The organism is Proluteimonas luteida (assembly GCF_021191695.1).
In the GTDB taxonomy this organism is placed as follows: domain Bacteria; phylum Pseudomonadota; class Gammaproteobacteria; order Xanthomonadales; family Xanthomonadaceae; genus Luteimonas; species Luteimonas luteida.
In genome coordinates this window covers 16,257-40,733 of sequence record NZ_JAIWPT010000019.1, presented here as the reverse complement: position 1 = coordinate 40,733, position 24,477 = coordinate 16,257, and the positions used below count along the sequence as shown (strand labels likewise).

Here is a 24,477-nt window from a genome sequence, read left to right as displayed (position 1 = left end):
ATGATAAGCGGTGCGCCGTTCAATCCGTGCGCAGGCGCAGGCCGACCAGCAGCGGATCGTGGTCGGAACTGCGCCACGGCGCCGCGCCGGTGCCGTCGCCGCGCCGGCCGGCGGCCGGCGATTCGTCGGCATTGCTGTGCCACTTCGCGGCGCCGGCCACGCGCGCGGCCAGCGCCGGGCTCAGCAGCAGGTGGTCCAGGCGCCCGGCCTGGCCGTCGAACACGAAGCTGTAGCGGTCGGCGGGGTCGTGGCCGTCGAAGGGGTCGCGCCAGCCGGCGTCGGTGAATACGCGGATCGGGTCCTCCATCGCATAGGCATTGAAGTCGCCGACGATCGCGGTGCGTGTGCCGGCGCCGGTCGGGTCGCCCGCCAGCCAGTCGCGCAGGCGGCGCGCGGATTCGGTCCGGGTCGCGTTCCAGCAGGCCTGGTCGTCGCCCTGGTCGCGGTCCGCGCCGGTCGCCTCGCTGCAGCCCTTGGACTTGAAGTGCACGGCGACGATGGTGAAATCCAGGCCATCGGCGCGTCCATCGCGCAGCGGCACGAACGCCTGTGCCAGCGGTACGCGGCTGCGCTCGCCGAACGGGCCGCCGCCCAGCGTCGTCGGCGCGCCCTGCGGGCGCACCCGGGTCTGGCGGTAGAGCAGGCCGACGCGGATCGCATCGGTGCCCGGGCCCTCGCCGGCGTGGACGAAGCGCCAGTCGTGCGCCGGGCCGGCCGCGTTCAGCGCATCGACCAGCTGGGCGATGCTCGAGCGCGCGTCGTAGCCGTCGTTCTCCAGTTCCATCAGCGCGGCGACGTCGGCATCGAGCGCGGCGATCGTCGCCACCAGCGCCGCCAGCTGCCGCTGGTACTCGGCCGGCGTGCGCGCGCCGCGCGCGGTCGGGAATCCGCCGCCGCGGCCGTCGCCGTTGAACAGGTTCTCCAGGTTGAACGCGGCGATGCGCACGTCGCCGGCGACCGCCGGCGCGGCCGGGCGCGGCGCCGGCTGCACCCGCAGCGGCGCGGTCAGCTGCAGCCGGTAGTCGCCCCAGCGCTGGTCGACGATGCCCTCGGCCGCGGTCACCACGCTGCCGCTGCGCAGCGGCGCGGCGTCGCCGGGCAGGTACCAGATGCCGGCCTCCGGCGTCTCGGCGCTGCCGTCGTCGAGCAGCACGCGACGGCGCGCGTTGTCGGCGGCGACGGCCGCGGCGGCCGGGCCGGGCGCCGCGAGCTCGGTCGGCGTGAACAGGCGTCCGTCGAAGCTGGCCACCAGCGTGCCGCGGCGGGTGAGGTCCTGCTGCCCGCTGACGGTCAGCGGTGCGTCGATCCGCACCCACATGCCTTCCAGCGGTTCCCAGTCGTCGGGCGCGGCGGTCAGCCGCGTCGGCTGCAGCGCCGGCGCAGCCGCGTCCAGGATCTCGATCGACTGCGGCCGCAGCGCGGTCAGCGTGGCGTCGCCGTCGCCGTCGCCATGCTCGACCACCTCGCCGCGCACGCGTACGCGCATGCCGCGTTCGAGCGCGGTCGCGCCGTCGGCGAACACGAACACCGCGTCGGACGTGCGCGGGTCGCCGTCGCCGTGATCCTGCACGAACCAGCCGCCGAGCCCGTCGCCGAAGGCGCCGGTGACCGTCGCCTCGATGGTCACCGTGTCGCCGGCGTGCGGACTGCGCGCGCCGTCGCCCTGCAGCGCGCCGACCGCGATGCGGTCGGCCGCCGGCGTGGCGGGTGACGGCAGCGACAGCTTGCAGGCGCCGAGCAGCGCGCAGGCCAGCAGCAGCGCAAGGGAACGGGCAGGGGGCATCGGAAGGGCTCCAGTCGGGCAGCGGCGCCCGGGGTTGCGGAAAAGTGTGAGGCCTGGGGCGACGCCGGAACAGGTCCACGCGGCCCGCGCCGGAAACGGCGACGCCGCCCGGAGGCGGCGTCGTGCTGCGCGGCAGCGCCCGGCAGGCGCGCCCTATTTCAGGTTGTCGATCATCCAGTCGACCGCGGCATGCATCTGCTCGTCGCTGAGCGCCGGATTGCCGCCCCGCGCGGGCATCACGCCGGCGGCGCCGGTGAAGCCGTCGATCGAGTGGCGGTACAGCGTCTCGGTGCCTTGGGCGATGCGCGCATCCCAGTGCTGGTGGTCGAGCGTCGGCGCGCCGCCGGCGCCGGAGGTATGGCAGCCGGCGCACAGGTTCTGGTAGATCGTGCCGCCGTCGAGGGTGCCGCCGTAGGCGACCTGCGCGGCCGCGGCCGCCGCAGCCGCCGCGGTGGCCGCCGCCTGCGAGGCGGCGCCGGTCGCGCCGGCGTAGACCGCGCCCACCGGCGCGATGCGCGCCTCGGTGCGCTTGACCGTGCTTTCGGAGACTTCCGGCGGAATCGAGCGGTGCAGGAACCAGGCGCCGGCGATCAGTCCCAGCGTGACCACCGACAGGAACACCAGCAGCAGCGAGAAGCGCTTCAGGAACTCGAGGTCGTAATTGCGCACGTAACACCTTTGGCGACATGGCGCGCGGCCACAGCTGATGCCGGAGTATAAGGGCAGGTCCGGGCAAATGCCCGCCCCCTCCGTCGCCGCCTGCACGCCCCCTGCACCGGGCCGGCGGCATAAGGTCCACATGGCCCCGTTCCGCCCCCGCCGCGTCGTCCCGGCCTGACCGATGGCGCTGCACGAATACCGCCGCAAGCGCGATTTCGGCCGCACCCGCGAGCCGCCCGGCCGCCCGGCCCCGGCCGGCGCGCGGCCGCGGTTCGTTGTGCAGTTGCACCATGCCAGCCATCGCCACTACGACTTCCGCCTGCAGGTCGGCGACACGCTCAAGAGCTGGGCGGTGCCCAAGGGGCCGAGCTACGACCCGAAGGTCAAGCGCATGGCGATCCAGGTCGAGGACCATCCGCTGGACTACGCGGGATTCGAGGGCGAGATTCCCAGGGGGCAGTACGGCGGCGGCCACGTCGCGCTGTTCGACCAGGGCGTGTGGACGACCGATGGCGATCCCGAGGCGCAACTGGCGAAAGGGCATCTGCGCTTCGAGCTGTTCGGCGACAGGCTCAAGGGCGGCTGGCACCTGGTGCGCTCGGGCAAGCCGGCGCGGCAGCCGCAGTGGCTGCTGTTCAAGGCCGACGACGCCTACGCCGGCACGCTGGAGGCCGACGACCTGCTGGCCGGCGTCACCGCGCCGCCGGCCGAGGACGCGCGGCGCGCCGGACGCGGCAAGCCCAATCCCAGGCGCCGCGCGACGGTGCCGCTGCCGGTGCGCGGGCGGCGCCGCGACTGGGCGAAGGCCGCGCTGCGCCTGCCGGGGGCGCGCCGTGCGCCGCCGCCGGCCGATGCGTTCGCGCCGCAGTTGGCGACCGCCGCGGCAACGCCGCCGAGCGGACTGGACTGGGTGCACGAGCTCAAGTGGGATGGCTACCGGCTGCTGGCGACGATCGCCGGCAGCCAGGTGCGGCTGTGGTCGCGCAACGGCCTGGCATGGACCGAGCGGCTGCCGGAGGTCGTCGAGGCACTGTCGCGGCTCGGCCTCGAATCGGCCGCGTTCGACGGCGAGCTGATCGCGGGCGAGGGCACCCGCGACGACTTCAACCTGCTGCAGGCGACGCTGTCGGGCGAACGCCAGGCGGCGGTCGCGTACGTCCTGTTCGACCTGCTGCATGTCGACGGCGTCGACATCGGCGCCGCGCCGCTGCGCGAGCGCAAGGCATTGCTGCAGGCGCTGCTGGGCGAGCCGCCGCCACATCACCTGGCCTTCAGCGCGCATGTCGACGGCGACGGCGCGCAGGCCTACGCGCTGGCCGTCGCGCGCGGGTTCGAGGGCATCGTCTCCAAGCGCGCCGACCGCGCCTATGTGCCGGGCCGCGGCGACGACTGGCGCAAGATCCGCGCCCGCGCCAGCGACGAGTACGCGGTGGTCGGGTTCACCCCGCCCAAGGGCGCGCGCAGCGGTTTCGGCGCGCTGCTGCTGGCGCGGCCCGACGGCGCCGGCGGCTGGACCTACGCCGGTCGCGTCGGCAGCGGGTTCAGCGATGCGATGCTGCGCGACATCGCCGCGCAGATCGGCCGCGCCGGGCGCGCGCAGCCGACCGTGCACGTGCCCGCGCACGACACCGACCTGCGCGGTGCGCGCTGGTTCGCGCCGCGGTTCGTGGTCGAGGTGTTCGCGCGCGGCAACGGCCGCAGCAGCCTGCTGCGGCAACCCACGCTCAAGGCCCTGCGGCCCGACAAGACGGTGGAGGAACTGATGGCACCCGCAACCGGCAAGACCAGGCGTCGATCCGCAGCCGGCACCGCTGCCAAGCCCGCGCCAGGCAAGCGCGCGAAGGCCGCGGGCCGCACTGCAGGCAAGGCGCCGGACGATGCGCCCGCCCTGACGAGCCCGGACAAGCTGTTGTACCCCGACGACGGCATCCGCAAGCGCGACGTGGCCGACTACTACACCGCGGTGATGCCGTGGCTGTTGCCGGAAATCGTCGACCGGCCGCTGTCGGTGGTGCGCTGTCCGTCCGGCATCGCGGGCGGCTGCTTCTTCCAGAAGCACCATGCCGCCGGCATGCCGCGGGTCGACGCCGTGCCGATCGAGGAGGAGGACGGCGGCATCGCCGACTATCTGGTGGTGCGCGACGCCGCCGCGGTGCTGGCGCTGGTGCAGCTCAACACGCTGGAGTTCCATCCCTGGGGCGCGCACGCGGAGCACCCGGACCTGGCCGACCGCATCGTCTTCGACCTCGATCCCGGCCCGGGCGTGGCCTGGGCCGACATCGTCGCCGCCGCCCGCCATGTGCGCGCGCTGCTGTCGGGCATCGGCCTGCAGTCGTGGGTGCGCACGACCGGCGGCAAGGGCCTGCACGTCGTCGTGCCGCTGGCGCCGGCGGTCGACTGGGCGCAGGTCAAGCCGTTCGCGCATGCCTTCGCCAGCAGCATGGCCGAACAGGACCCGCTGCGTTTCGTCGCCAGCGCCAGCAAGCGCCTGCGCAAGGACCGCATCTTCGTCGACTACCTGCGCAACAGCCGCGGCGCGACCAGCATCGCCTCGTTCTCGCTGCGTGCCCGCCCCGGCGCCCCGGTCGCGATGCCGCTGCGCTGGGAGGAACTGGGCCGGGTCAAGGCCGGCAACGCGTTCGACATCCACAACGCGCTGCGCCGGCTCACGCGGCTCAAGGCGCATCCCTGGGACGGCATCGACGCGGTGCGGCAGGACCTGTCGCACTTCGGGTAGGCGCCGGGCCGGCGCACAGCGCCAGCGACGCACGGCGCGGTTGACGCCCCCGTGACGGCGGCCGTGCAAGCTTGCCCGTTCATCCGCGGAGTACGCCCATGGCACGTCCCATCTGGACCGGTTCGATCTCCTTCGGCCTGCTCAACATCCCGGTGTCGCTGATGCCCGGCGAGCGGCGCACCGACCTCAGCTTCCGCATGCTCGATGCGCGCGACAAGTCGCCGATCCGCTTCGAGCGCGTCAATGCCGAGACCGGCGAGGAAGTGCCGTGGAAGGACATCGTCAAGGCGTTCGAATACGACAAGGGCAGTTACGTCGTCATCGACAAGGCGGACATCGCCTCGGCCGCGCCGGAGACCCACGAGTCGGTCGACATCGAGGCCTTCGTCGCCGCCGACAGCATCAGCGAGCGCTTCTACGAGAAGCCCTACGTGCTGGTGCCCGGCAAGAAGGCCGACAAGGGCTACGTGCTGCTGCGCGAGACGCTGAAATCGACCGGACGCATCGGCATCGGCCGCGTCGTCGTGCGCACCCGCGAGTACCTGTGCGCGGTGATGCCCGAGGGCGATGCGCTGATCCTCGACCTGCTGCGCTATCCGCAGGAACTGGTCGACCCCGGCGACTACGCGCTGCCGGCGGGGAGCGCGTCGAAGTACAAGATCAGCGCGCGGGAAGTGGACATGGCCAAGAAGCTGATCGAATCGATGGCCACCGAGTGGACGCCGGAGGACTACCACGACGAATTCCGCAAGCGGCTGACCGACCTGATCGGCAAGCGCCTGCGCGCGAAGGGGACGAAAACCAGGATCGACGACGAGCCTCCGCATCGCGAGGACGCGGCGACCAACGTCGTCGATTTCATGTCGCTGCTGCAGAAGAGCCTCGACAGCAACCGCCGCACGCCGGCCAAGCAGGCCGCGGCGAAGACGACGAAGAAGCCCGCCAAGGCCAGCAAGGGCGCGAAGAAGGCCGCGGGCAAGGCCGCGAAGAAAGCCGCGAAACCTGCGCGAAAGCGCGCGTGAAGGTCCGGCGGGTCGGACTCGCATCCCGTAGGTCGGGGCCACGCCCCCGACGCGCGGTCGACCGCCGGCGCCCCGGTCACATCCCGGAGTAGTTCGGCCCGCCGCCGCCCTGCGGTGCGACCCAGACGATGTTCTGGGTCGGGTCCTTGATGTCGCAGGTCTTGCAGTGCACGCAGTTCTGCGCGTTGATCTGCAGCCGCGGGCCGTTGTCGCCCTCGACGAACTCGTACACCGCCGCCGGGCAGTAGCGTGCCTCGGGACCGGCATACAGCGCCAGGTTCACGTCGACCGGCACCGACGGATCCTTCAGCGTCAGGTGCGGCGGCTGGTTCTCGTCGTGGTTGGTGCTGCTCAGGTAGACCGAGCTCAGGCGGTCGAAGGTCAGCGTGCCGTCGGGCTTGGGATAGACGATGCGGTCGAAGCCGGCGGCCGGTTCCAGGCAGGCGTGGTCGGGCCTATCGCGGTGGATCGTCCACGGCGGCGTGCGGATGCCGAGCTTCGGCAGCAGCCACTGCTCGATGCCGGTCATCAGCGTCGCGGTGGTGCGGCCCTTCTTGAACCACTGCTTGAAGTTCTTCGACCGCTGCAGCTCGGCGTGCAGCCAGCTGGCCTCGAACGCCGCCGGATATGCGGCCAGCTCGTCGCCGCCGCGGCCCTCGGCCAGCGCCGCGAACGCGGCCTCCGCGGCCAGCATGCCGGTCTTGAGCGCGGCGTGGCTGCCCTTGATGCGGCTGGCATTGAGGGTGCCGGCCTCGCAGCCGACCAGCGCGCCGCCGGGGAACACCAGCTTCGGGATCGACAGCACGCCGCCGGCAGTGATCGAGCGCGCGCCGTAGCCGATGCGCTTGCCGCCTTCCAGGTACTTGCGGATCGACGGATGGGTCTTGAAGCGCTGGAATTCCTCGAACGGGCTCAGCCACGGGTTCCGGTAATCCAGCCCGACCACCAGCCCGATCGCGACCTTGCCGTCCTCGGCGTGGTACAGGAACGAGCCGCCGTAGGTGTCGTCGTCGAGCGGCCAGCCGGCGGTGTGCACCACCAGGCCCGGCTCGTGCACCGCCGGGTCGACCTGCCACAGCTCCTTGATGCCGATGCCGTAGCTCTGCGGGTCGCGGCCCTCGTCCAGGCGGAACTTGGCGATCAGCTGGCGGCCCAGCTGCCCGCGCGAGCCCTCGGCGAAGATCGTGTACTTCGCGTGCAGCTCCATGCCCAGTTGGAACTCGGACGTCGGCTGGCCGTCCTTGCCGATGCCCATGTTGCCGGTGGCCACGCCGCGCACCGCGCCGTCGTCGGTGTACAGCACCTCGGCCGCGGCGAAGCCAGGGAAGATCTCCACGCCCAGCGCCTCGGCCTGTGCGCTGAGCCAGCGCGTCACCGCGCCCAGGCTGATGATGTAGTTGCCGTGGTTCTTGAAGCAGTCGGGCAGCAGGAAGTCCGGCGTCGATTTCGCGCCCGCCTCGTCCAGGAACAGGAACGCATCGCGGGTGACCGGCTGCTTCAGCGGGGCGCCCAGCGCCTGCCAGTCGGGAAACAGTTCGGTCAGCGCACGCGGGTCCATGATCGCGCCCGACAGGATGTGCGCGCCCGGTTCCGAGCCCTTTTCCAGCACGCACACCGAGACCTCGCTGCCGGCCTCGCTGGCCAGCTGCTTGAGCCGGATCGCCGTCGCCAGGCCGCCGGGGCCGGCCCCGACCACGACGACGTCGTACTCCATCGATTCGCGCGGGCCGTGGGTGTCGAGCAGTTCCTGGGGTGTGGTCATCGGTTGCCTTGGGCGGTTGCCTTGGGTGGAGGGACGCCGTCGCGCCTGGCGGCGGTGCCGGGAGCATGGCAGGCCGCGTGCGAGGCGAACGTCGAGGCCACTCCCCGGCGCGGGCCGGACCGGTGGCAGGCGCGACCGGTCCGGCCAGTTTAATGAACCGCGGGCAGGGACACACCCTGCGATACCCGGCGCGGCGCGTACGCCGCTGCCCGGAAGGCCCGCCGCTGCGCGCGGCGGCAGGAACCAGCCCAAGGGTCGATGCCGTCCGGCGCATGCCGCGCCGCCGGCGACGGTGACGCGGGCGCTGCCGCCCGCGTCCGCGCGTGCCGTCAGTAGCGCGCCTGCACCGAGACCCCGGAGAACGCGTCCGCGCTGCCGATGCGCAGGTACCAGGTGCCTGCGGCGGGTGCGGCGATGCGGATGCTTTCGTTGTTGCCCGGGCGGTCGGAGGCGGCATCGTGCACGTCCGCGGTCGGCGGCGCGCCATGGCGCACGTGCAGCGCCACGTTGCCGCGTCCGCCGTAGCTCAGCACCTGCAGCGCGGCGGCGCCGGCCGGCACCTCGATCGCGAACAGCCGCGAACTGCCGGCCTCGCCGGCAAGGCCGCCGACCGGCTCGCGGTTCTCCAGCATCACGGCATCCTCGCCGACCACGAACGCGTGCACGCCGGTGGTGCCGCCGAGCGCCAGCAGCCGGTCGTCGAGCAGCATCAGCCGCTCCGGCTCATAACCGCCGAGCGGAACGGCCGGCCCGCCGGCTACCGGCGCGGTCGGGTCGGACAGGTCGATCGGATACAGGCCGGTGATGCTGGCGAACCAGGCGCGGTCGCCGCGCTGGACGATCCGCTTCTCGCCGGTCGTCTCGTCGATCGCATGGCGGGCGACGACGGCCGGCTGTGCGGGGTCGGCGATGTCGACCACCTGCAGGCCGCCGCGGCAGGCCAGGTGCAGCAGCGAGACCTCGGCATCGATGGCGAAATCGTGCGCGGAGTGGCAGTCGTCGCCGACCCGCGCGACCTGCACCGGCGCGAGCGGATCGCTGATGTCGAGGATCCGCAGCCCGCCGGTGCCGCCGGCGTCGCTGGCCAGCCGGGCCTCGGCCAGGTACAGGTGGTCGCCCTCGACCTGCAGCTGCTTGACCTGCGCGGGCAGCACGAACTGCTGCAGCAGGCGCGGCGCGCTCGGGTCGGCGATGTCGAACACCGCCAGATCGCGGCTGTTGGTCGAGCGCGTGACATAGGCCAGGTTGCCGTGCAGGGCGATGGTCGCGGCGCGCGGGAATTCTGCGCGGCCGAGCTCGACCGGCGCTTCCGGATCGCTGATGTCGACCGTGAACAGCCCGTATCCCCAAGCCGCCAGGTAGGCGATGTCGCCACGGACCGCCATCTGCTGGAAGCTGCGTTCGGCAAGCTGTTCGGGAAGCTCGGCATCGAAACGCCCGACCTGCTCCAGGGTGTCGGGATCGTTGATGCTCAGGCCGTAGTCGGGCTGCAGCAGCACCAGGTGGTCGCCGTGCCGGGCGACGTCGCGGGCGGCGCTGCCGCCGGGCAGCCACGCGGTCGAGCGCAGCGTCGGTGTCGCCGGCTCGCGCATGTCGATGGCCTGCAGCCGGTCGAGTTCCGACGGCAGGAACAGGGTGTCGTCGTGCGCCAGCCAGCGGCGCGTGCCCAGGGTCGGGATGTCGACGTTGCCGAGCGCGGTCGGGGCATCGGGATCGGCGATGTCCCAGACATCCAGGCCGGGCCCGGCGCCGAACGTGTGGAGATGGTCGCCGAAGCGCACGCCGATGAAGGCCGGCGGACTGGCGACATCGCCACGCGGCACCAGCACTGCCGGGTCCTCGAGGTCGAACAGCGTCAGGCGGCTGCCATAGCCGAACACGCGCGCGCCCTCGGAGACCAGGTTCTGGTAGGTGGCGCCATTGAACTGGTGGTTGGCGACCAGCCGCGGCGCGTCGGGGTTGCTGACGTCGAACACGTGCAGCACGGTCATTCCCAGCAGCGTGCGGCCGGTGGCGTGCAGGGTGTCGCCGACCGCGGTGATCCGCCGGTACTCGGCCGGCAGCGTGGTCTGCGAGGTGCGCCGCAGCTCCGGCCGCGCCGGATCGTCCAGGTCGGCGACGAAGATGCCCAGGTAGCGGTCGAACACGAACAGGCGGCCGTTGCCGATCGCCACCCCGGCCGCCTGCCTGCGCGGCTCGCCGCTGTAGTCGCGGATGTCGGCCACCAGCGCCGGCGCGGCCGGGTCGGCGAGCGAGTACACCGCCAGCCCGCCGTCGGCGATCGCGTTGCGGTAGCTGGCGTAGAGATAGTCGCCATGCCGGACCACGCCGTTGATGATGCCGTCGACCGGATCGGTGGTGGAGGCCAGGCGCGGCGCCGCCGCGTCGCCGTGGTCCCAGGTCGACAGCACGCGCCCGGTGGGCACGTGGACCAGCGCGCCATCGGCGACCGGGTCGGCCTGCAGCGCGCCGCCGCGCACCAGCTCCAGTTCCGGAGGCGAGGCGGCGATCGCCAGAGGCGACGCGAGGAGGGCGACGGACAGCAGGAAACGGGGCAGGCGGCGAGCGGGCATGTGGGCATCCTGTCGGAGGGAAGGGCGGGAAGCGCCGCGGCCGACGGGGCAGGGACCGGCCGGACGGCTGCAACGCGCCGACGCTAGGGCCCCCACCCCCGATGGGCATTCCAATCGCTTGACGATCCGGTGACGGATGCATGACCTGCGCCAAACCGTGCGGGACGCAACGGCCGTTGCGTGACCGGGGCCACGCGCGGACCGTCGGACCGGTCGGCTGCATTCGAAGGCGCTTCGCCTCCATGGAGGAGGGGCGGCAATGTGCCGGCCGCTGCCGCCGGGCCCGGTCCTGCAGGGTGTGGTGGCAGTGCGGCGCGTTCCTGCAGATCCTCATGCAGGATCCGCCGGATCTCCAGGATGGATTCGGCCGTGCCCTGGATGCTGTGATCGCCAATGACGACCTTCTCCGATATCGCCCCGGGCAGATGCGCGCTGCGGTAGGGAACCAGGCCGTCGTCCGAATCCTGCAGCGCGATCGTGGCATCGCGTTGCGCGACGATGGAATGGTAGGCCATGCCCGGCGCAAGGGGCAGGTCGGCCGCAGTCTGGACGAAGGGGTCGTCTTCACGCAGGTTGTCGATGCTGTTGGGCAACAGCGACAGTCGCTCCCGCACCTGCTCGCGCGATGCGCCCTGCAGGAGGTCGTCAAAGCTTTCCAGTACGGTCAGCGGCATGCGGACCAGGCGCGCGATCATGCGGGCCGGGCGACGGCCGGCCACCACCGTCCCCCGATGCGGGGCGGCGATGAAGATCGCACGGCTTACGCCATCGAACGGACCGAAGCGCAGCGCCGGGTCGAGTCGTGGGCGCAGCCGTTCGAGCCGTTGCGGATCCAGTCCGCTTTCGGTCGCGGCCCATGCCCAGAGCTGGTCGTCGGCGGAGGACACCATCAGGCGGGCGATCACGCCGCCCATGCTGTGCCCGATGACCACCATGTCACGCGAGGCCACCGCCTGCCGGTCCGGGTCGAAGTGTTGCAGCGCCTCGCCGACAAGCGTGCGGATCCGGGCATGGTTGAGCGCGATCGGCAGGTTGGTCGGGTAATAGGCCAGCCAGATCTGGAAGTGCTCCCGCAGGGTCTCGTCTCCCTGCAGTTCGTTGGCCACGTCGACCCAGGCCTCGGGGCTGGAGGCCAGGCCGTGCACGAGCAGGATCACCCTTCGTTCCGGGTCCCAGGGCTGCAGCATGTACAGGTGCGGGCGGTCGATGCCGTTTTCGCGCCCGAACAGGGTCCGCAACGACTGCCGGCTGAAGCCGGACCGGGCCAGCCACAGGCCGTAACCGGCGGTGTAGTTGGCGGCCAGCGGGACCGCCCGGGCGCGCAGGGTGACGCTGCTTTCGACATAGGGGTCGTGCACGCTGACCGTGACCTGGCGTGTTGCCAGCACCGCCTCGAGGTCGTCGCCGGCGAACTGGAACAGCACGGTCAGTCCCGGCGACGGCATTTCCGTCCACGCCGGTTTCGCGGCTTCGCGGGAACGGGGCTTCCGGGCGGTGTCCGGCGTGGTGGAGGCGACATCCCCGGGCGTCCCGGTGGCTGCCTCGTTCCCGGTCACCGCCACCAGCTCGGCACCGAAGCCATCGCGGCGCCAGACGCTGCGTACGCCCGCGAACGACAGCGACGACGCGGGCAACAGGTCATCCGGCAGCACCCGACCTTCGGGCAGCCGTACATTTCCCAGATCCAGCGCCATGGTCCAGCCTGCATGGGCGACGGTCAATGCGTCATCGCCAAGGTGGATGTGGCCGGACGCGTCCCGCTGGCCAGTGGCGCCCAGGATGCCGAACAGCATCGTGCTTGCCTGTTCCACGGCGTGGTTGTACCAGTCGCGCGCCTGCGTCTGGCGATCCTCGAACGCGCGCTCGCCGGGTTGGCGACTGGTGAAGAACAGGTAGGCATAGGCATGGCGTGCGGCTTCCATCCAGGCCTGCATGCGCGCTTCGTCGCCGGCATCGGACTGATGCGCGTGTGCCATCGCCCGCTGTAACCACAGTTCCGAAAGCGCCGACAGCCGGCGCTCGTCCGACAGCCCCGCCTGGGTGGAAAGCGCGTCGATGCAGGCCGGCGACGGCTGGGCGCATGTCGCCTCCAGTCCGGACGTGCGCAGGGCCTGGGTCGTGGCCGCGCTCAGCTGGCCGGAGGTCAGGATGTCGCCGCGCTGCATGGCGATGTACTCGCCCGCGCTCACCGGCCTGAGCTCGACCGCGGGCTTGAATTCCCGCAGGATCGCGCAACCGCCGAGCGTCGAGGCCAGCACGAGCGCCGTGAGCAGGCGCGGAAGGATCGGCCGGGATATGCGGATCGGCATCATCGTGCTCCCGGATCGGCGCCCGGAATTCCTTGCCGGATCGCGTGCGGAAAGTCCCCGGGGGTACCCGTGTGGGCACGGGCGCGCTCGCCGATGCGGCCACGTGCCTGCAGCTCGGCATAGTCGTAGCCGGGCACCAGCCCGCCGTGGTCGTGCGCGTATTCGGCGAAATGGCCCGACAACAGCAGGCGGTAGTCGATCGGTAGCGACGGTGCCAACCGCCGGGCCAGGTCGAAGACGATGGTCGTGCAGTTGCTGCTCAGCGTGTTGTAGAAGCGTGGCTGGCGGCGGATGCCTTCGGCCTCCTCCAGATAACCGAGGAACAGCGTGCGCAACGCCGCCGGATCGAGGTCCAGCCGGTAGAGGTAGACGTCCTCGCCGCGGGCATTGCTGCGCACGCGCACGATATCGCTCTCGTCGGCGGCGATGATCACTGCTTCGAATTTCCGGAAGAAGCCGCCAAGTGCCGAGAACGACTCGGGACGTTCCTTGCGTATCTCGAGCGAGAACACCAGCTTCCGGCCATCGTCGAAGCCGAACGAGACCAGGGTGTGGGCCACGTGCGGTCCCATCCAGTACGACAGGATCAGGTCGGCTTCGACCAGCCGGTCGAGCTCGTACCGGCGGGTTTCCCAGCGCGGTGCGTAGTCGGAGTCGCTGCGCCAGTCGAAATTGCGGACGTTGCGCAACGTGACCATGTTGCCGCGCACGTCCGCTTCCAGCAGACGGGCCACGTCGTCGGCCCATTCCCGGTCGTGCGAGGGGGCGATCGTCCACCACCAGGCAAGCAATCCGGTCAGCGCGAGGCAGGCAACGACATACAGGCGCCTGCGCCGGCGACCGCGCTGCCATGGCGCGGCGAGCGCGCCGGCGGCGAGCAGGCTCCAGCCCAGCAGCAGGGGCCAGCGCCACGGCGACGGCGCCTGGTACCACAATGCCAGCGTCCCCCACAGGGCCAGGGCAAGGACCAGGAGGGTGCCCGCCAGTGTGACGGCCGACCCAGGCGTACGCGACCTGTTGCGATGTGCTGCTGTTCCGGGATTCACCGTGTGCCCTTCCTTGACGGGTCTGGGTCCAGTTGCGCCGACAGGCGCGCCATGCGCTGCTGCGTACCGCGCGGCTCGAAGCGTTTGTCCGCAGGCAGCGCCGGGCAGTTGCGGCGTTCGTGCAGGAACAACCAACAGGGCGGCATTGCGCGGCGTTTGCGCCGCAATCCGGGCTGCCGGCTTTCCGGCGGGTGCTCGGGCCGGATCACCTCGACCGCGATGCCGGCAACCGCCGGATGCCCAGGCACCGGCCGCTCGTGCCCACCGGCAAGAGGCTGTGGGTCCGCCAGCCGCAGGACACGCCGCCCGATCACCGTGCCCACGCCATCCCGCCGCGAATCACCGGGACGCGATGCGCAGCATGACATTGAGCAGCCATTGCCGCTGCGCCCAGGGCGCGCGCAGCAGCGCGGTCGCCGCGAGGCGCCGCTGCACCATGACCGGGCGCTTCTTCGAGAACGTCACGAAGCCGTCGAAGCCATGGTACTGGCCCATGCCGCTCGGCCCCACGCCACCGAAGGGTAGGTTGTGCTGCGCGAGGTGATAGAGGCAGTCGTTGAGGGTGACGCCGCCGGAGCGGGTGCGCGCGAGCACCTCGTCCTGACGGCCGCGGTGGTCGTCGAAGTAATACAGCGCCAACGGCCGCGGACGGTCGTTGACGTAGGCGATCGCCTCATCCAGCGTGCGGTAGCTGACCACCGGCAGCAGTGGGCCGAAGATCTCCTCCTGCATGACCTGCATCGCGTCGGTCGTCCCGAACAGCAGCGTCGGCGGCACGATCCGCCCTTGTGCGGAGGAGACGCCTTCTTCGCCCGGGCCGATGTCCACCACCCGCGCGCCCTGTGCGCGGGCATCGTCCACCAGGGCGAGCAGGCGTGCGTGGTGGGCATCGTTGACGATGTGGGTGTAGTCGGCATTGCCGGCCAGACCCGGGTACATGGCCGCGACGATGCGTCGCGCCAGCGCCTCGAACTCGGCCTCGCGGCCGGCCGGCAGCAGCACGTAGTCCGGTGCCACGCAGGTCTGTCCGGCGTTCATCAGCTTGGCCGTCAGGATCCGCGCCAACGCGCGCTCGAGGTCGAAGCTGTCGTGGATGATCGCCGGCGACTTGCCGCCCAGCTCCAGCGTGACCGGGGTCAGGTTGCGCGCGGCCGCCTGCATGACCAGGTGGCCGACGCGGGTGGAGCCGGTGAAGAAGAGATGATCCAGGCGCAGGTCGGAGAAGGCGGCGGCCACGTCCGCCCCGCCGTTGACGCAGGCCACCTGCTCCGGTGCGAAGGCGTCATCGACGATGCGCGCGATCACCGTGGCCGTGCGCGGCGCGAGCTCGGACGGCTTGATCATGACGTGGTTACCGGCGGCGATGGCGTCGATGGCCGGTCCCAGGGTGAGCAGGATCGGGTAGTTCCAGGCGCCGATGATGCCGGCCACGCCCAGCGGCTGGTACTCGTAGAACGCCTTGGCCGGCAGCAGGAACCACGGGCTGCGCACCCGCCGCCGGCGCATCCATCCGCGCAGGTGGCGGCGGGCGTGGCGGATCTGGTCGTGCAGCGGGAACAACTCCAGCAGCAGGGTCTCCGCATGCGCGCGGCCGCCGAAATCCGCATCGACTGCCTGCAGCAGTGCCTCCTGGTGGGTGCGCAACGCGCGCGCCAGGCCGAGCAAGGCCCGCTGGCGCTGGCGGCGGTCGGGCGCGCCGCGGGCGAAGGCCGCGCGCATGGTGTCGAGCTGCGCCTGCAGCGAAGTGGTGGGAGTGTTCATTGCCGGCCCTTGAAGTCGTCCATCGAGTGGTACACGCCCAGCCAGTCGCCGCCGACCTTGTCGAACCAGCGCGCCGGCAGGATTCCGCGCAGCAGCGGCACCAGGTTCAACATCCCCGGCAGGCGAAGCAGAATGCGGTTGGACTTCACTGCGGCGACGATCCGGTTGGCCACGAAGTCCGGCTTGAGGATCGGGATCACCGGCGAGCGCACGCCGGCGAACATGCCGGTGTCGATGTAGTACGGGGTGACGGTGGTGATGCCCACGCCCGTCTTGCCTTGCTCCATCTCGATGCGCAGCGAGTCCGACCAGCCGATCACCGCCCACTTGCTGGCGCAGTAGACCGACATCTTCGGGTTGCAGACCAGCCCGGCGGCAGAGGCGATGTTGACGATGTGGCCGCTGCGGCGTGCCAGCATGCCCGGCAGCAACTCGCGCGCCACGTACATCGGCGCCAGCGTGTTCACGTCGATGGTGCGTGCGATGTCGTCGAAGCTGTGCTCGGCGAACACCTTGCCGGTGACGATGCCGGCGTTGTTGATCAGGATGTCGACGGCGATGGCAGCGGCTTCCATCTCCTGCGCGGCTGCACGGATGCGCTCGGGATCGGCCAGGTCCACCACGAAGCCGGAGACGTCGTGGCCCCGTGCGCGCAGTTCGGCCACCACCCGCGCCAGCGCCTGCTGCTGCACGTCCCAGATCACCAGCCGTGCCGCGCCTTCCTCCAGGAACCGGCGTCCCATCAGCTGCCCGATGCCCGATGCCCCGCCGGTGACGAGCACCGTCTTTCCATGAATCCAACTCATGTGGCCTCCGCTTGTCGTCTGGACGGTTGGACCCGTCCGACCGCGCCCCTGGCGCAAAAGGTGAATAAATGCTCTACTTTTGCGGAGACTACCGTCGACCCGGGCGGCTGTCAATCCGGACGCGGGCCGCCGGTCGGCGCCGGTGCGATAATCGGACGCCTTGTGCGCCGCCCGACCGCCGCTTTCCGCCAGGAGGCCAATCCAGTTGTCATCTTCTTCCGTCAAGCAGGACAAGCCGCCGCGGGCGAAGTCCGGCGTCCCCGCTTCTCCCGCCCCATCCCCGGTCGCAGGGGTACGGCGTACGCCCGTGCAGGAGCGGGGCCGCCGCCGCGTGCAGCAACTGCTTGCCGCCGCCGCGGAGGTGATCGCGGAGGTCGGCGTGGACAACGCGACCACCAACGCGGTGGCCGCGCGTGCCAATACATCGGTGGGCGTGCTGTACAAGTTCTTTCCCAACAAGCAGGCGCTGGTCGAGGCGCTTGCCGAGCGCTACGTCGGGTCGATCGACGAAGTCCTGCTCCGCCAGGAACAGGAAGGCATCTCCAGCTGGCCGCTGCCTGAGGCCATCGACTGGGTGGTGCGCGCGATCGTGCTCATCCACGAACAGAATCCGGCGTTCCAGCATGTGTACCGCGCAGTTCGTGGATCGAGCCAGGGCGGAAGCGTGGCGCTGCTGGACCAGCCCAAGCGCGTGATCGACCGCCTGCTGGCGCAGCGCACGCCGACTGCACCGGCCCATCTGCGCGAACTGCACGCGACCACGGCGGTGGAGGCCGCACATGCGCTGGTGGTCTGCGCAGTTTCACTGCCGGCGCGCGAGCGGGCCAGGCTGACGGAGCAGACGGTGCTGTTGCTCACGCGCTACCTCGAGCCGGAATACGCGCCCGTCTCCCCAACCTCCACCTGACGCTGCCGTCGGAGGGTTCAGGCCGCTGCCAGCCGGATGGACGAGGGCGCCACCGGACGTACATCAACGCTCGGCGAAGAAGGCCTGCAGGAAGGCGAGGTAGATTTCCCGTATCTCGGGAGAGCGGCTGTCCCTGGGCTGGATGCTGAAGCCGTTCCACAGGGCGATGAAGCCGGTCGCCATCTGTTCGGGCGAGATCGAAAGCGGAGCGGGGGAGCGCGAGTACAGAAGCTCGAGTCCGCGGACGAAGCTGTCCATGTAGGCTTTCCTGCGCTCCAGATAAGCCTTGCCGAAGACGGGATCGTGGCCGGCGTGCATGTGCAGTTCCAGCATCAGCCTGGAGTTGTCCCTGTCTTCGTGGAGGCTTGCCAGCCACTGCGCCAGCTGGACCAGCGCCTGGTCGAGCGGCTGCGCCGCCAGCGCGTGCATCGTGTCCGCGAACGCGCCGGTGAGCGCCTCGAGCTGGTCCTCCATGAGCGCCACCAGCATGTCGTCCTTGGATTCGAAGTTCGAGTAGAAGGCGCCCAGGCTGAATCCGGCAGCCTCGGAGATGCTGCGGATGGTGGCGGAGGCGATGCCGGTGGCGGCGATCTGGCGGCGCGCGGACTCCAGCAGACGGTGACGGGTCTGCTGGCGGCTCTGCTCACGGGTCAGGCGGGTGCTGGGGGCGGGCGGCATCGGGAGCGGAAGGGGAAAGGGGGCAATGCAGGTGATCGGCACGGGTATCGCGCGATATCCAAGTGTCGAACGATACATGCATGCACGTATCGCCCGGTCCCGGTCCCGGCCCTGGCGCGGCAGCCATCGTCGAAGCCGGTGGCCTTGCCGGGCCCTTTGCGCTCCGGTCACGGGCGAAAGCGGGGATGGATTTCGCCTCCCCACGAAAGGCTGCTAGGATATCGATTGATATCCCGATATTGTCCGTTATGGGAAATGCCGTGTCCACGGCAGGCCCGAAACCGGAAACCCCTGCATGAGCGCCATTCCCGATATCCCCCGTCCCTGGCTGGCGAGTTACCCGGCCGGTGTCCCCCACGAAATCGATGCCGACGCCGCCGGCTCGATCGTCGATCTGTTCGAGAGCAGCTGCGCGCGCTTCGCCGAGCGCCCGGCTTATGCCAACTTCGGAAGGACGCTGCGCTATACGCAACTGGAGCGGCTCAGTCGCGATTTCGCCGCGTTCCTGCTGAACGGCCTGGAGCTCAAGGCGCGCGATCGCGTCGCGCTGATGATGCCCAACTGCCTGCAGTACCCGGTGGCGCTGTTCGGCGCGCTGCGCGCCGGCCTGACCGTGGTCAATGTCAACCCGCTCTACACCGCGCGCGAACTGCATCACCAGCTGGTCGACTCCGGCGCGTCGGTGCTGGTGATGATCGACAACTGCGGCGCAGTCGCGCAGCGGGCGCTGGAGGGCACGCAGATACGGCACGTGGTGGCGACCGGCATCGGCGATCTGCTGTCCCAGCCGCGGCGCACCGTATTCAATTTCGCCGCGCGCCACGTGCGCAAGCTGGTGCCCGACTACGACATCAGGAACGCGATCCGCTTCGACACCGTCCTGGCGCGGGGGCGTTCGATGGAACTGCCGCACATCACGATTGCCCCCGACAGTCCGGCCTTCCTGCAGTACACGGGCGGGACCACCGGCGTGGCGATGGGCGCGGTGCTCAGCCACCGCAACATGATGGCGAACATGCTCCAGGTCCACGCGTGGGTGGCGGAGGCCGGCCTGGAGGAAGGCAGGGAAATCGCCGTGGCCGCGCTGCCGCTGTACCACGTGTACGCGCTGATGACGCACACGCTGATGGTGATGCGGATCGGCGGACTGAACCACCTGATCACCGACCCGCGCGACATGCGCGGATTCGTACGCCAGATCCGCCGGTTGCGCTTCAGCATCATCCTCGGGGTCAATACCCTGTTCAACGGACTGCTGGACACGCCCGGCTTCGAACGCGTGGATTTTTCCCGCCTCAAGTTCTGTTTCGGCGGTGGCGCCGCCGTACAGCGCAGCGTGGACGAACGCTGGCGTGCGGCCACCGGGTTTCCGATCGTCGAAGGCTACGGATTGACCGAGGCCTCGCCCGTGGTCTGCGTGAACCCGCTGTCGGCCCGGGAGTTCTCCGGGACGATCGGACTGCCGCTGCCATCCACCGATGTCTGCATCCAGGACGAGGGTGGCCGCATCCTGGACATCGGTCGGATCGGCGAGCTGTGCGTCAGGGGGCCCCAGGTCATGAAGGGCTACTGGAACCGCCCCGACACCACGGCCGAAGCGATCGACGGTGGCGGCTGGCTGCACACGGGCGACATGGCGAGCATGGATGCACGGGGCTTCGTGCGTATCGTCGACCGCAAGAAGGATCTGATCATCGTCTCCGGCTTCAACGTCTACCCGAACGAGGTCGAGGACGCGCTGGCCGCCATGCCGGGGATCAAGGAGGTTGCGGTTGTCGGCGTGGCGGATCCGCGTTCCGGCGAACGGGTCAAGGCGTTCGTCGTCAGGAGCGACCCGCGCCTGGAGGCGGCAGACGTGAAGGCCTTTGCAAGGGAATCCCTGACCGGCTACAAGCGGCCTGCCGAGATCGAATTCCGCGACAGCCTGCCCAAGAGCAACGTCGGCAAGATACTGCGCCGCGAACTGCGGCGATGAATGCCGCCGGAGTCTTCCGGGGCCTGTCATCCATTGCCGGGTAGCGCGGCGTCATTGCTCTGACGTGGACGCACGTCCACTTCCGCGCGCTTCCTTGCAGCAAACACACACTGGCGCGGCGCGGACCATCCGGCAATGGATGACAGGCCCTAGACCGTAATTCCTCCATCCACGCTGAGAACCGTGCCCGTGGTGAACCCCGCGCTCGGCGAACACAAGTACAGGACCGCGCCGGCGATCTCTTCAGGGTGGCCGGTGCGCTTCATCGGTTGCAGTCCATTGAGGAAGTCCCGGCCGCTTTCTTCCGCCCGCATCTCCTCGTTCATGGGCGTGTCGATCACGCCTGGACACACCACGTTGACCCGCACTCCTTGCGTGGCGAACTCCACCGCCGCCGATCTGGACAGCCCGATCACCGCAGATTTGCTCGCGTTGTAGACCGCCGTGCCTGGAAAAGGCCGGATACCCAGGAACGAGGCGGTATTGACGATGCCGCCACCGCCGCTTTCCATGATCGCCGGAATTTCGTGCTTCATGCAAAGCGCGGTGCCGCGCACATTGACGGCCAGGATGCGGTCGATCGCCTCGGCCGTTATTTCGGTAATGGGCGCGGGCGGGGAAAAAACACCTGCATTGTTGAAAGCGAAGTTCAAGCCGCCAAACACTTCGACTGTCCGCGCGACCATGGACGCGATCTCGTCTTCGACCGAAACATCGGCCCGTAAGAAGAGTCCCCTGCCGCCTGCCTGCTCGATGCGCGCGACGGATTCCGCGCCCTCGTCTTCCCGCCGTCCGGCCACGACGACGCTGGCCCCTTCCTGGGCAAAGGCAAGGGCGGTGGCCCGGCCAATGCCGGAGGTGCCGCCGGTGACGAGAACGACTTTGTCGGCAAATGTTTTCATGGCGCTAGATCCTCTTTCGTTCGTCGATATTGCGGCGCTTGGCATAGGCCGCGCGTGCCGCGTCCATGCGCGGAGAGTTCTCGATGACCCACTCGGCGAGCGCCCGCACCGGGACAAGAAGCTCGAACCCGAGTTCGGTCAACGCATATTCGACCTGGGGTGGTTTCACCGGGGTCACCGTGCGGGAAACAAAGCCGTTTTCCTCCAGGTCGCGCAAGGTCGAGGCCAGCATCTTCTGGCTGATCTCGCCGACCTCTCGGCGCAGTGCATTGAAGCGGCGGGGACCGCTGCCGAGAACGTGCACCACGAGCATCGTCCACTTGTCGCTGATCCTCGCGATCATGCCGCTGATGTGCCCGCACTGGGTGCTATCTCCGCGGTGAGTTGGTTTCCTCAAGGTGCCTCCTTGTAGGGTCCGATGACTTGCCCTAGCGTGGTATCCAACAGAAACCAGCATACGGAAGGTTACCGTGAACTCAAAGCCAGGAATTGCCGTCATCATCGGCTCAACCCGTCCGACCCGGTTTGCCGACGTCCCCGCCCAATGGATCCTGAAGCAGGCCCGGGCGCGCGGAGACATGGACGTGGAATTGGTCGACCTTCGCGATCACCCGCTGCCGTTCTTCGACGAGATGGCCTCCAACATGTGGATGCCAAGCCGGAATCCCGAGGCGATCCGCTGGCAGGAAACGGTCGGCCGCTTCGATGGGTACATCTTCGTGGTCGCCGAATACAACCATTCGGTCACCGGCGTGCTCAAGAACGCGCTCGACCAGGCCTACAAGGAATGGAACCGGAAACCGTTCACTGCGATCGGTTACGGCGGCATCGGCGCGGCGCGTGCCGTCGAACATCTACGGCTGATCGGCGTCGAACTGCAGATGGTGTCGACGCATGCCGCGGTCCACATTGGCGGCAGCGACTTCTTCGCCGTACATCCGATGTTCGGGAACAAGCCGATCGAGGACATCGAAGCCAGCCTGTTGCCCTCTGCCAGGACCGCACTCGACGAACTGCTGTGGTGGGCCAGGGCGACGATGGCTGCGAAAGCGCTTGAAGCATGACCCGTCCGGACAGGGTCGTGCATCCTGCGGCGCGCGATGACCTGTGCCTCCAGATTCGGCTTGATGCGTTGGTTTTATTGGTGCTGGAGGGATTGGCTTCGAAAGCTGTTCGGGGTGAAGAGGCTTGCGAGCCATTGGCTCACGTGCCGATGAACGCCCGTGCGCCCGCGCGGGGGGGCATGTCAATCGTGCAGGAAGATGCGCGGCAACAGGCGTTCCCGCTCAGCGCTCCGGATCGATCACCGCGCCCAGTAGGGACAGTTCCTGACGGTTGGCACCCGACGCCTGTGCCTCGCGGGCCCAAGGCCTGAGAGCGCGGCGAACCTCCTCCACGATGTGCGCGGCCTGCCCGGCGTCGAGCCGGAAGAACGCATGCTGCGCGACCAGCACCCGGGTATCCGGCGTAGGGTCGGCGTCGTCCAGGGCGAGGACGTGGACGTCCTTGTCCGGGTTGGGGTTCACGTCGAAGGCCGGCGACAGGACCCACCCGCTCGGCTCCCGCAAAAAGCCGTGGTTGCGCAGATGGTCGTCCCGGTTGCCGACCAGGACGTTGAACACGGCGCGGCGGAACAACTGCTCCAGTCCGTCGGCGATGGTGCCGCCGGCACCCTGCCCTTCGACCGCGGCGACCAGGTCCAGGTAGCTGGCGCCGTTGCTGTCCACGTCCAGCAGGGTCTTGGCCGAGGCATACATCCGCCGGCTGGCGCCAATCCGGTCGAAGCGCTTCACGGCGAAGGTGTGCCCGCGAGAGGAGAGCGGCAGCAGCCGGGCCTCGGGCATCCGGATCCCGGCCGCGATCGCCAGCTTCCAGGCGACGAACTCCCACAGCCCCACGTCGTGGCGATCCTCGGTGGATGGGAATTTGGCCAGCCACAACTCGCCCCGTTCGTCGACGAAGCTGGCCTTGGGCCGGGCCCCACCGAGTGAGCCGCCGGGGACGATCAGTTGCCGGATCTGCGTGTCCACCTGTGCGCCGGCGCCCTGCTCGACCAAGCGTGCGGCCGCTTCCAGCTCGCGAAGCGAGGTCATCGGCGGCGCGCTGGGCAGCAGGGAGGCGACGAACCGGCCAGTGTCCGGGTCGCGCAACCGTAGCGCGCCCATCCGGGTGCCGTCGTCGACGCCGGTCAGGTAATCCCATGCGCGCAGCGTGCGTCGGGGGCGATCCTCCTCGCGGGCTTCGATGGCCTCGCGCCGATCCATCAGCAGGCGGCCCCAGCGATCCGGCGAGCAGTCCTGGAACACGTTCGGGGGCTGCGCGGGATCGGCCGCATGGAACGGGCCTTCGCGCAGCGGGAGCAGGGGGTCGATCTCGAATGCGTCCGGTCGCGCCGGCCAGTCCGCGTCGTATTCGAACCGGAGGATGTCCCCTCGGCGCGAGGCATCGCGGAACAGATGGCCGACCCGCACCGGTTCCGGTACGAGGCTGGCGTCGTCGAGGTGGACTTCGACCATGTTCATCGCGATTCGTCGCCCGAAGCGGGCAAGCGTGCCGTCGCAGTGCGGCGGCGGGGGCGCTTGAGGTCACTGTCCTGAAGTTGCCGGCCCAGTGCGTCCTCGGCGGCGAGCTTGTCGATGTCCTGCGCCAGCCCGAGCACCTGCAGGACACGGATGACCGTGGCCAGGCTGCTGGAAGGGTCGCCGGACTCCAGCTTGCGGAGGGTGGGCAGGGTCACGCCGACCCGCTCGGCCACCATGGCCTGCGTGAGTTTGCGCCGGAGCCGGGCGGCGCGCAGCCGTTCCCCCAGCGCGGACAACTGGCGGACATGGCGGGGATGGGTTGGCGGAGTCAGACGAGGCATGGCAAATATAGTTGCCTAAAAAACACTTTATAGCAAATATATTTTCTAATCCTGGTAGGGCAGCATGACGCTGAAGCACCATCCGACTTGGTCATCTCAATGGGCGTTGATCGACGCGCAGCGGCGATCGACGAGGGGGTGGACGGTCAGCGCTGTGATGCCAGATATGTCAGAAAGCGCTTCAGCCGGGCGCCGGGTTGGTGATTGTGCAAGTGTTGGATCACGAAATCACAAGCGCGGCGGGCGCAGCCCGACATGGTCCAAGGCGTTCGCCCAAGACCGACAGTCAATGAAGGAGGACGGGAGGCACGCCGCTGTCCCGGAGGCTTGTACTCAAGCCGGGGAGGGGCCTTCCCCAGCAGCGTCCCAATTCGTCACAGGGGAGATGGCGCGCCTGGAGGGATTCGAACCCCCGACCAATGGCTTCGGAAGCCACTACTCTATCCGGCTGAGCTACAGGCGCATGGTGCAGATGCCGCGGCGCCACGGCGGGCGTGGGCGGGGCGGTCGCAGATTGTAGCGGAAACCGCAGGGGTGCACAGGGTGGCATCGGGACGGGCGGCAAGCGTCGGCGCAGCAACGCCGGGTGGCCGTTGCGCAACCCCTCGTAGGTCGGCCCCACGCGGCCGACGCGCGGGGTGCCCGGTGCCCAGGGCGTCGGGGGCGTGGCCCCGACCGACGCGGTCCAGAGCC

Annotated in this window: 19 protein-coding genes and 1 tRNA gene; 5 read left to right on the top strand and 15 right to left on the bottom strand. The window is 69.8% G+C overall.

All coding sequences use genetic code 11. From position 1 onward, the window contains the following. Window positions 1-19: 19 nt before the first annotated feature. On the bottom strand, window positions 20-1,783 hold the full coding sequence (locus tag LDO26_RS15230) for an ExeM/NucH family extracellular endonuclease (RefSeq protein WP_232131947.1): 1,764 nt from the start codon (window positions 1,781-1,783) through the stop codon (window positions 20-22). Window positions 1,784-1,936: 153 nt separating this feature from the next. Beyond that, on the bottom strand, window positions 1,937-2,452 hold the full coding sequence (locus LDO26_RS15225; protein ID WP_232131946.1) for a c-type cytochrome: 516 nt from the start codon (window positions 2,450-2,452) through the stop codon (window positions 1,937-1,939). Window positions 2,453-2,624: 172 nt separating this feature from the next. Between LDO26_RS15225 and ligD the strand changes: the two genes are divergently transcribed. Together ligD and ku are read left to right on the top strand one after the other, a co-directional pair. After that, a complete protein-coding gene (gene ligD / locus LDO26_RS15220) occupies window positions 2,625-5,180 on the top strand; it encodes a DNA ligase D (protein ID WP_232131945.1) in 2,556 nt (851 codons plus the stop codon). Between the two features lie 98 nt (window positions 5,181-5,278). After that, entirely contained in the window at window positions 5,279-6,202 is a 924-nt protein-coding gene (gene ku / locus LDO26_RS15215) for a non-homologous end joining protein Ku (protein WP_232131944.1), read from the top strand. 76 nt (window positions 6,203-6,278) lie between these two features. On the opposite strand, the gene LDO26_RS15210 is transcribed toward ku, so the two are convergent. The 7 genes from LDO26_RS15210 to LDO26_RS15180 all read right to left on the bottom strand — a co-directional run bounded on the left by LDO26_RS15210 (window position 6,279) and on the right by LDO26_RS15180 (window position 16,459). After that, a complete protein-coding gene (locus tag LDO26_RS15210; protein ID WP_232131943.1) occupies window positions 6,279-7,964 on the bottom strand; it encodes an electron transfer flavoprotein-ubiquinone oxidoreductase in 1,686 nt (561 codons plus the stop codon). 329 nt (window positions 7,965-8,293) lie between these two features. Further along, window positions 8,294-10,537 (bottom strand): pre-peptidase C-terminal domain-containing protein, encoded by a 2,244-nt coding sequence (locus LDO26_RS15205; protein WP_232131942.1) that lies wholly within the window; start codon window positions 10,535-10,537, stop codon window positions 8,294-8,296. A gap of 83 nt (window positions 10,538-10,620) precedes the next feature. Then, complete coding sequence (locus LDO26_RS15200; protein ID WP_232131941.1) at window positions 10,621-12,846, bottom strand: esterase/lipase family protein; 2,226 nt, start codon at window positions 12,844-12,846, stop codon at window positions 10,621-10,623. After that, complete coding sequence (locus tag LDO26_RS15195; RefSeq protein ID WP_435594105.1) at window positions 12,846-13,892, bottom strand: Lnb N-terminal periplasmic domain-containing protein; 1,047 nt, start codon at window positions 13,890-13,892, stop codon at window positions 12,846-12,848. Before LDO26_RS15195 ends, LDO26_RS15200 begins: the two co-directional genes overlap by 1 nt. Beyond that, window positions 13,889-14,215, bottom strand: coding sequence for a hypothetical protein (locus LDO26_RS15190; protein WP_232131940.1), 327 nt, complete (start codon window positions 14,213-14,215; stop codon window positions 13,889-13,891). The genes LDO26_RS15195 and LDO26_RS15190 overlap by 4 nt, the downstream gene beginning before the upstream one ends. Before the next feature lie 16 nt (window positions 14,216-14,231). Then, window positions 14,232-15,653, bottom strand: a complete 1,422-nt coding sequence (locus tag LDO26_RS15185; protein WP_232131939.1) for a coniferyl aldehyde dehydrogenase — start codon at window positions 15,651-15,653, stop codon at window positions 14,232-14,234. Next, the gene (locus LDO26_RS15180) at window positions 15,650-16,459 is read right to left on the bottom strand and encodes an SDR family oxidoreductase (protein WP_232131938.1); all 810 of its coding nucleotides are present in this window, start codon (window positions 16,457-16,459) and stop codon (window positions 15,650-15,652) included. Before LDO26_RS15180 ends, LDO26_RS15185 begins: the two co-directional genes overlap by 4 nt. Window positions 16,460-16,790: 331 nt before the next feature. Here LDO26_RS15180 and LDO26_RS15175 point away from each other — a divergent pair, with 331 nt between their 5' ends. Then, on the top strand, window positions 16,791-17,366 hold the full coding sequence (locus LDO26_RS15175) for a TetR/AcrR family transcriptional regulator (protein WP_232131937.1): 576 nt from the start codon (window positions 16,791-16,793) through the stop codon (window positions 17,364-17,366). A 63-nt stretch (window positions 17,367-17,429) separates the two neighbouring features. On the opposite strand, the gene LDO26_RS15170 is transcribed toward LDO26_RS15175, so the two are convergent. Then, window positions 17,430-18,122 (bottom strand): TetR/AcrR family transcriptional regulator, encoded by a 693-nt coding sequence (locus LDO26_RS15170; protein WP_232131936.1) that lies wholly within the window; start codon window positions 18,120-18,122, stop codon window positions 17,430-17,432. 217 nt (window positions 18,123-18,339) lie between these two features. On the opposite strand from LDO26_RS15170, the gene LDO26_RS15165 reads away from it, so the two are divergent. After that, on the top strand, window positions 18,340-20,019 hold the full coding sequence (locus tag LDO26_RS15165; RefSeq protein ID WP_232131935.1) for an AMP-binding protein: 1,680 nt from the start codon (window positions 18,340-18,342) through the stop codon (window positions 20,017-20,019). Between the two features lie 149 nt (window positions 20,020-20,168). Here the strand turns inward: LDO26_RS15165 and LDO26_RS15160 are convergent, their stop codons facing one another. Beyond that, entirely contained in the window at window positions 20,169-20,921 is a 753-nt protein-coding gene (locus LDO26_RS15160) for an SDR family NAD(P)-dependent oxidoreductase (RefSeq protein ID WP_232131934.1), read from the bottom strand. Between the two features lie 4 nt (window positions 20,922-20,925). Further along, a complete protein-coding gene (locus LDO26_RS15155) occupies window positions 20,926-21,264 on the bottom strand; it encodes a winged helix-turn-helix transcriptional regulator (RefSeq protein ID WP_232131933.1) in 339 nt (112 codons plus the stop codon). A 127-nt stretch (window positions 21,265-21,391) separates the two neighbouring features. Between LDO26_RS15155 and LDO26_RS15150 the strand changes: the two genes are divergently transcribed. Next, a complete protein-coding gene (locus LDO26_RS15150) occupies window positions 21,392-21,985 on the top strand; it encodes an NADPH-dependent FMN reductase (RefSeq protein WP_232131932.1) in 594 nt (197 codons plus the stop codon). Window positions 21,986-22,207: 222 nt separating this feature from the next. On the opposite strand, the gene LDO26_RS15145 is transcribed toward LDO26_RS15150, so the two are convergent. The 3 genes from LDO26_RS15145 to LDO26_RS15135 all read right to left on the bottom strand — a co-directional run bounded on the left by LDO26_RS15145 (window position 22,208) and on the right by LDO26_RS15135 (window position 24,247). Then, window positions 22,208-23,443, bottom strand: coding sequence for a type II toxin-antitoxin system HipA family toxin (locus tag LDO26_RS15145; RefSeq protein ID WP_232131931.1), 1,236 nt, complete (start codon window positions 23,441-23,443; stop codon window positions 22,208-22,210). Further along, entirely contained in the window at window positions 23,440-23,784 is a 345-nt protein-coding gene (locus LDO26_RS15140; RefSeq protein WP_232131930.1) for a helix-turn-helix domain-containing protein, read from the bottom strand. Before LDO26_RS15140 ends, LDO26_RS15145 begins: the two co-directional genes overlap by 4 nt. Before the next feature lie 386 nt (window positions 23,785-24,170). After that, window positions 24,171-24,247, bottom strand: a tRNA-Arg gene (locus LDO26_RS15135). Window positions 24,248-24,477 lie beyond the last annotated feature (230 nt).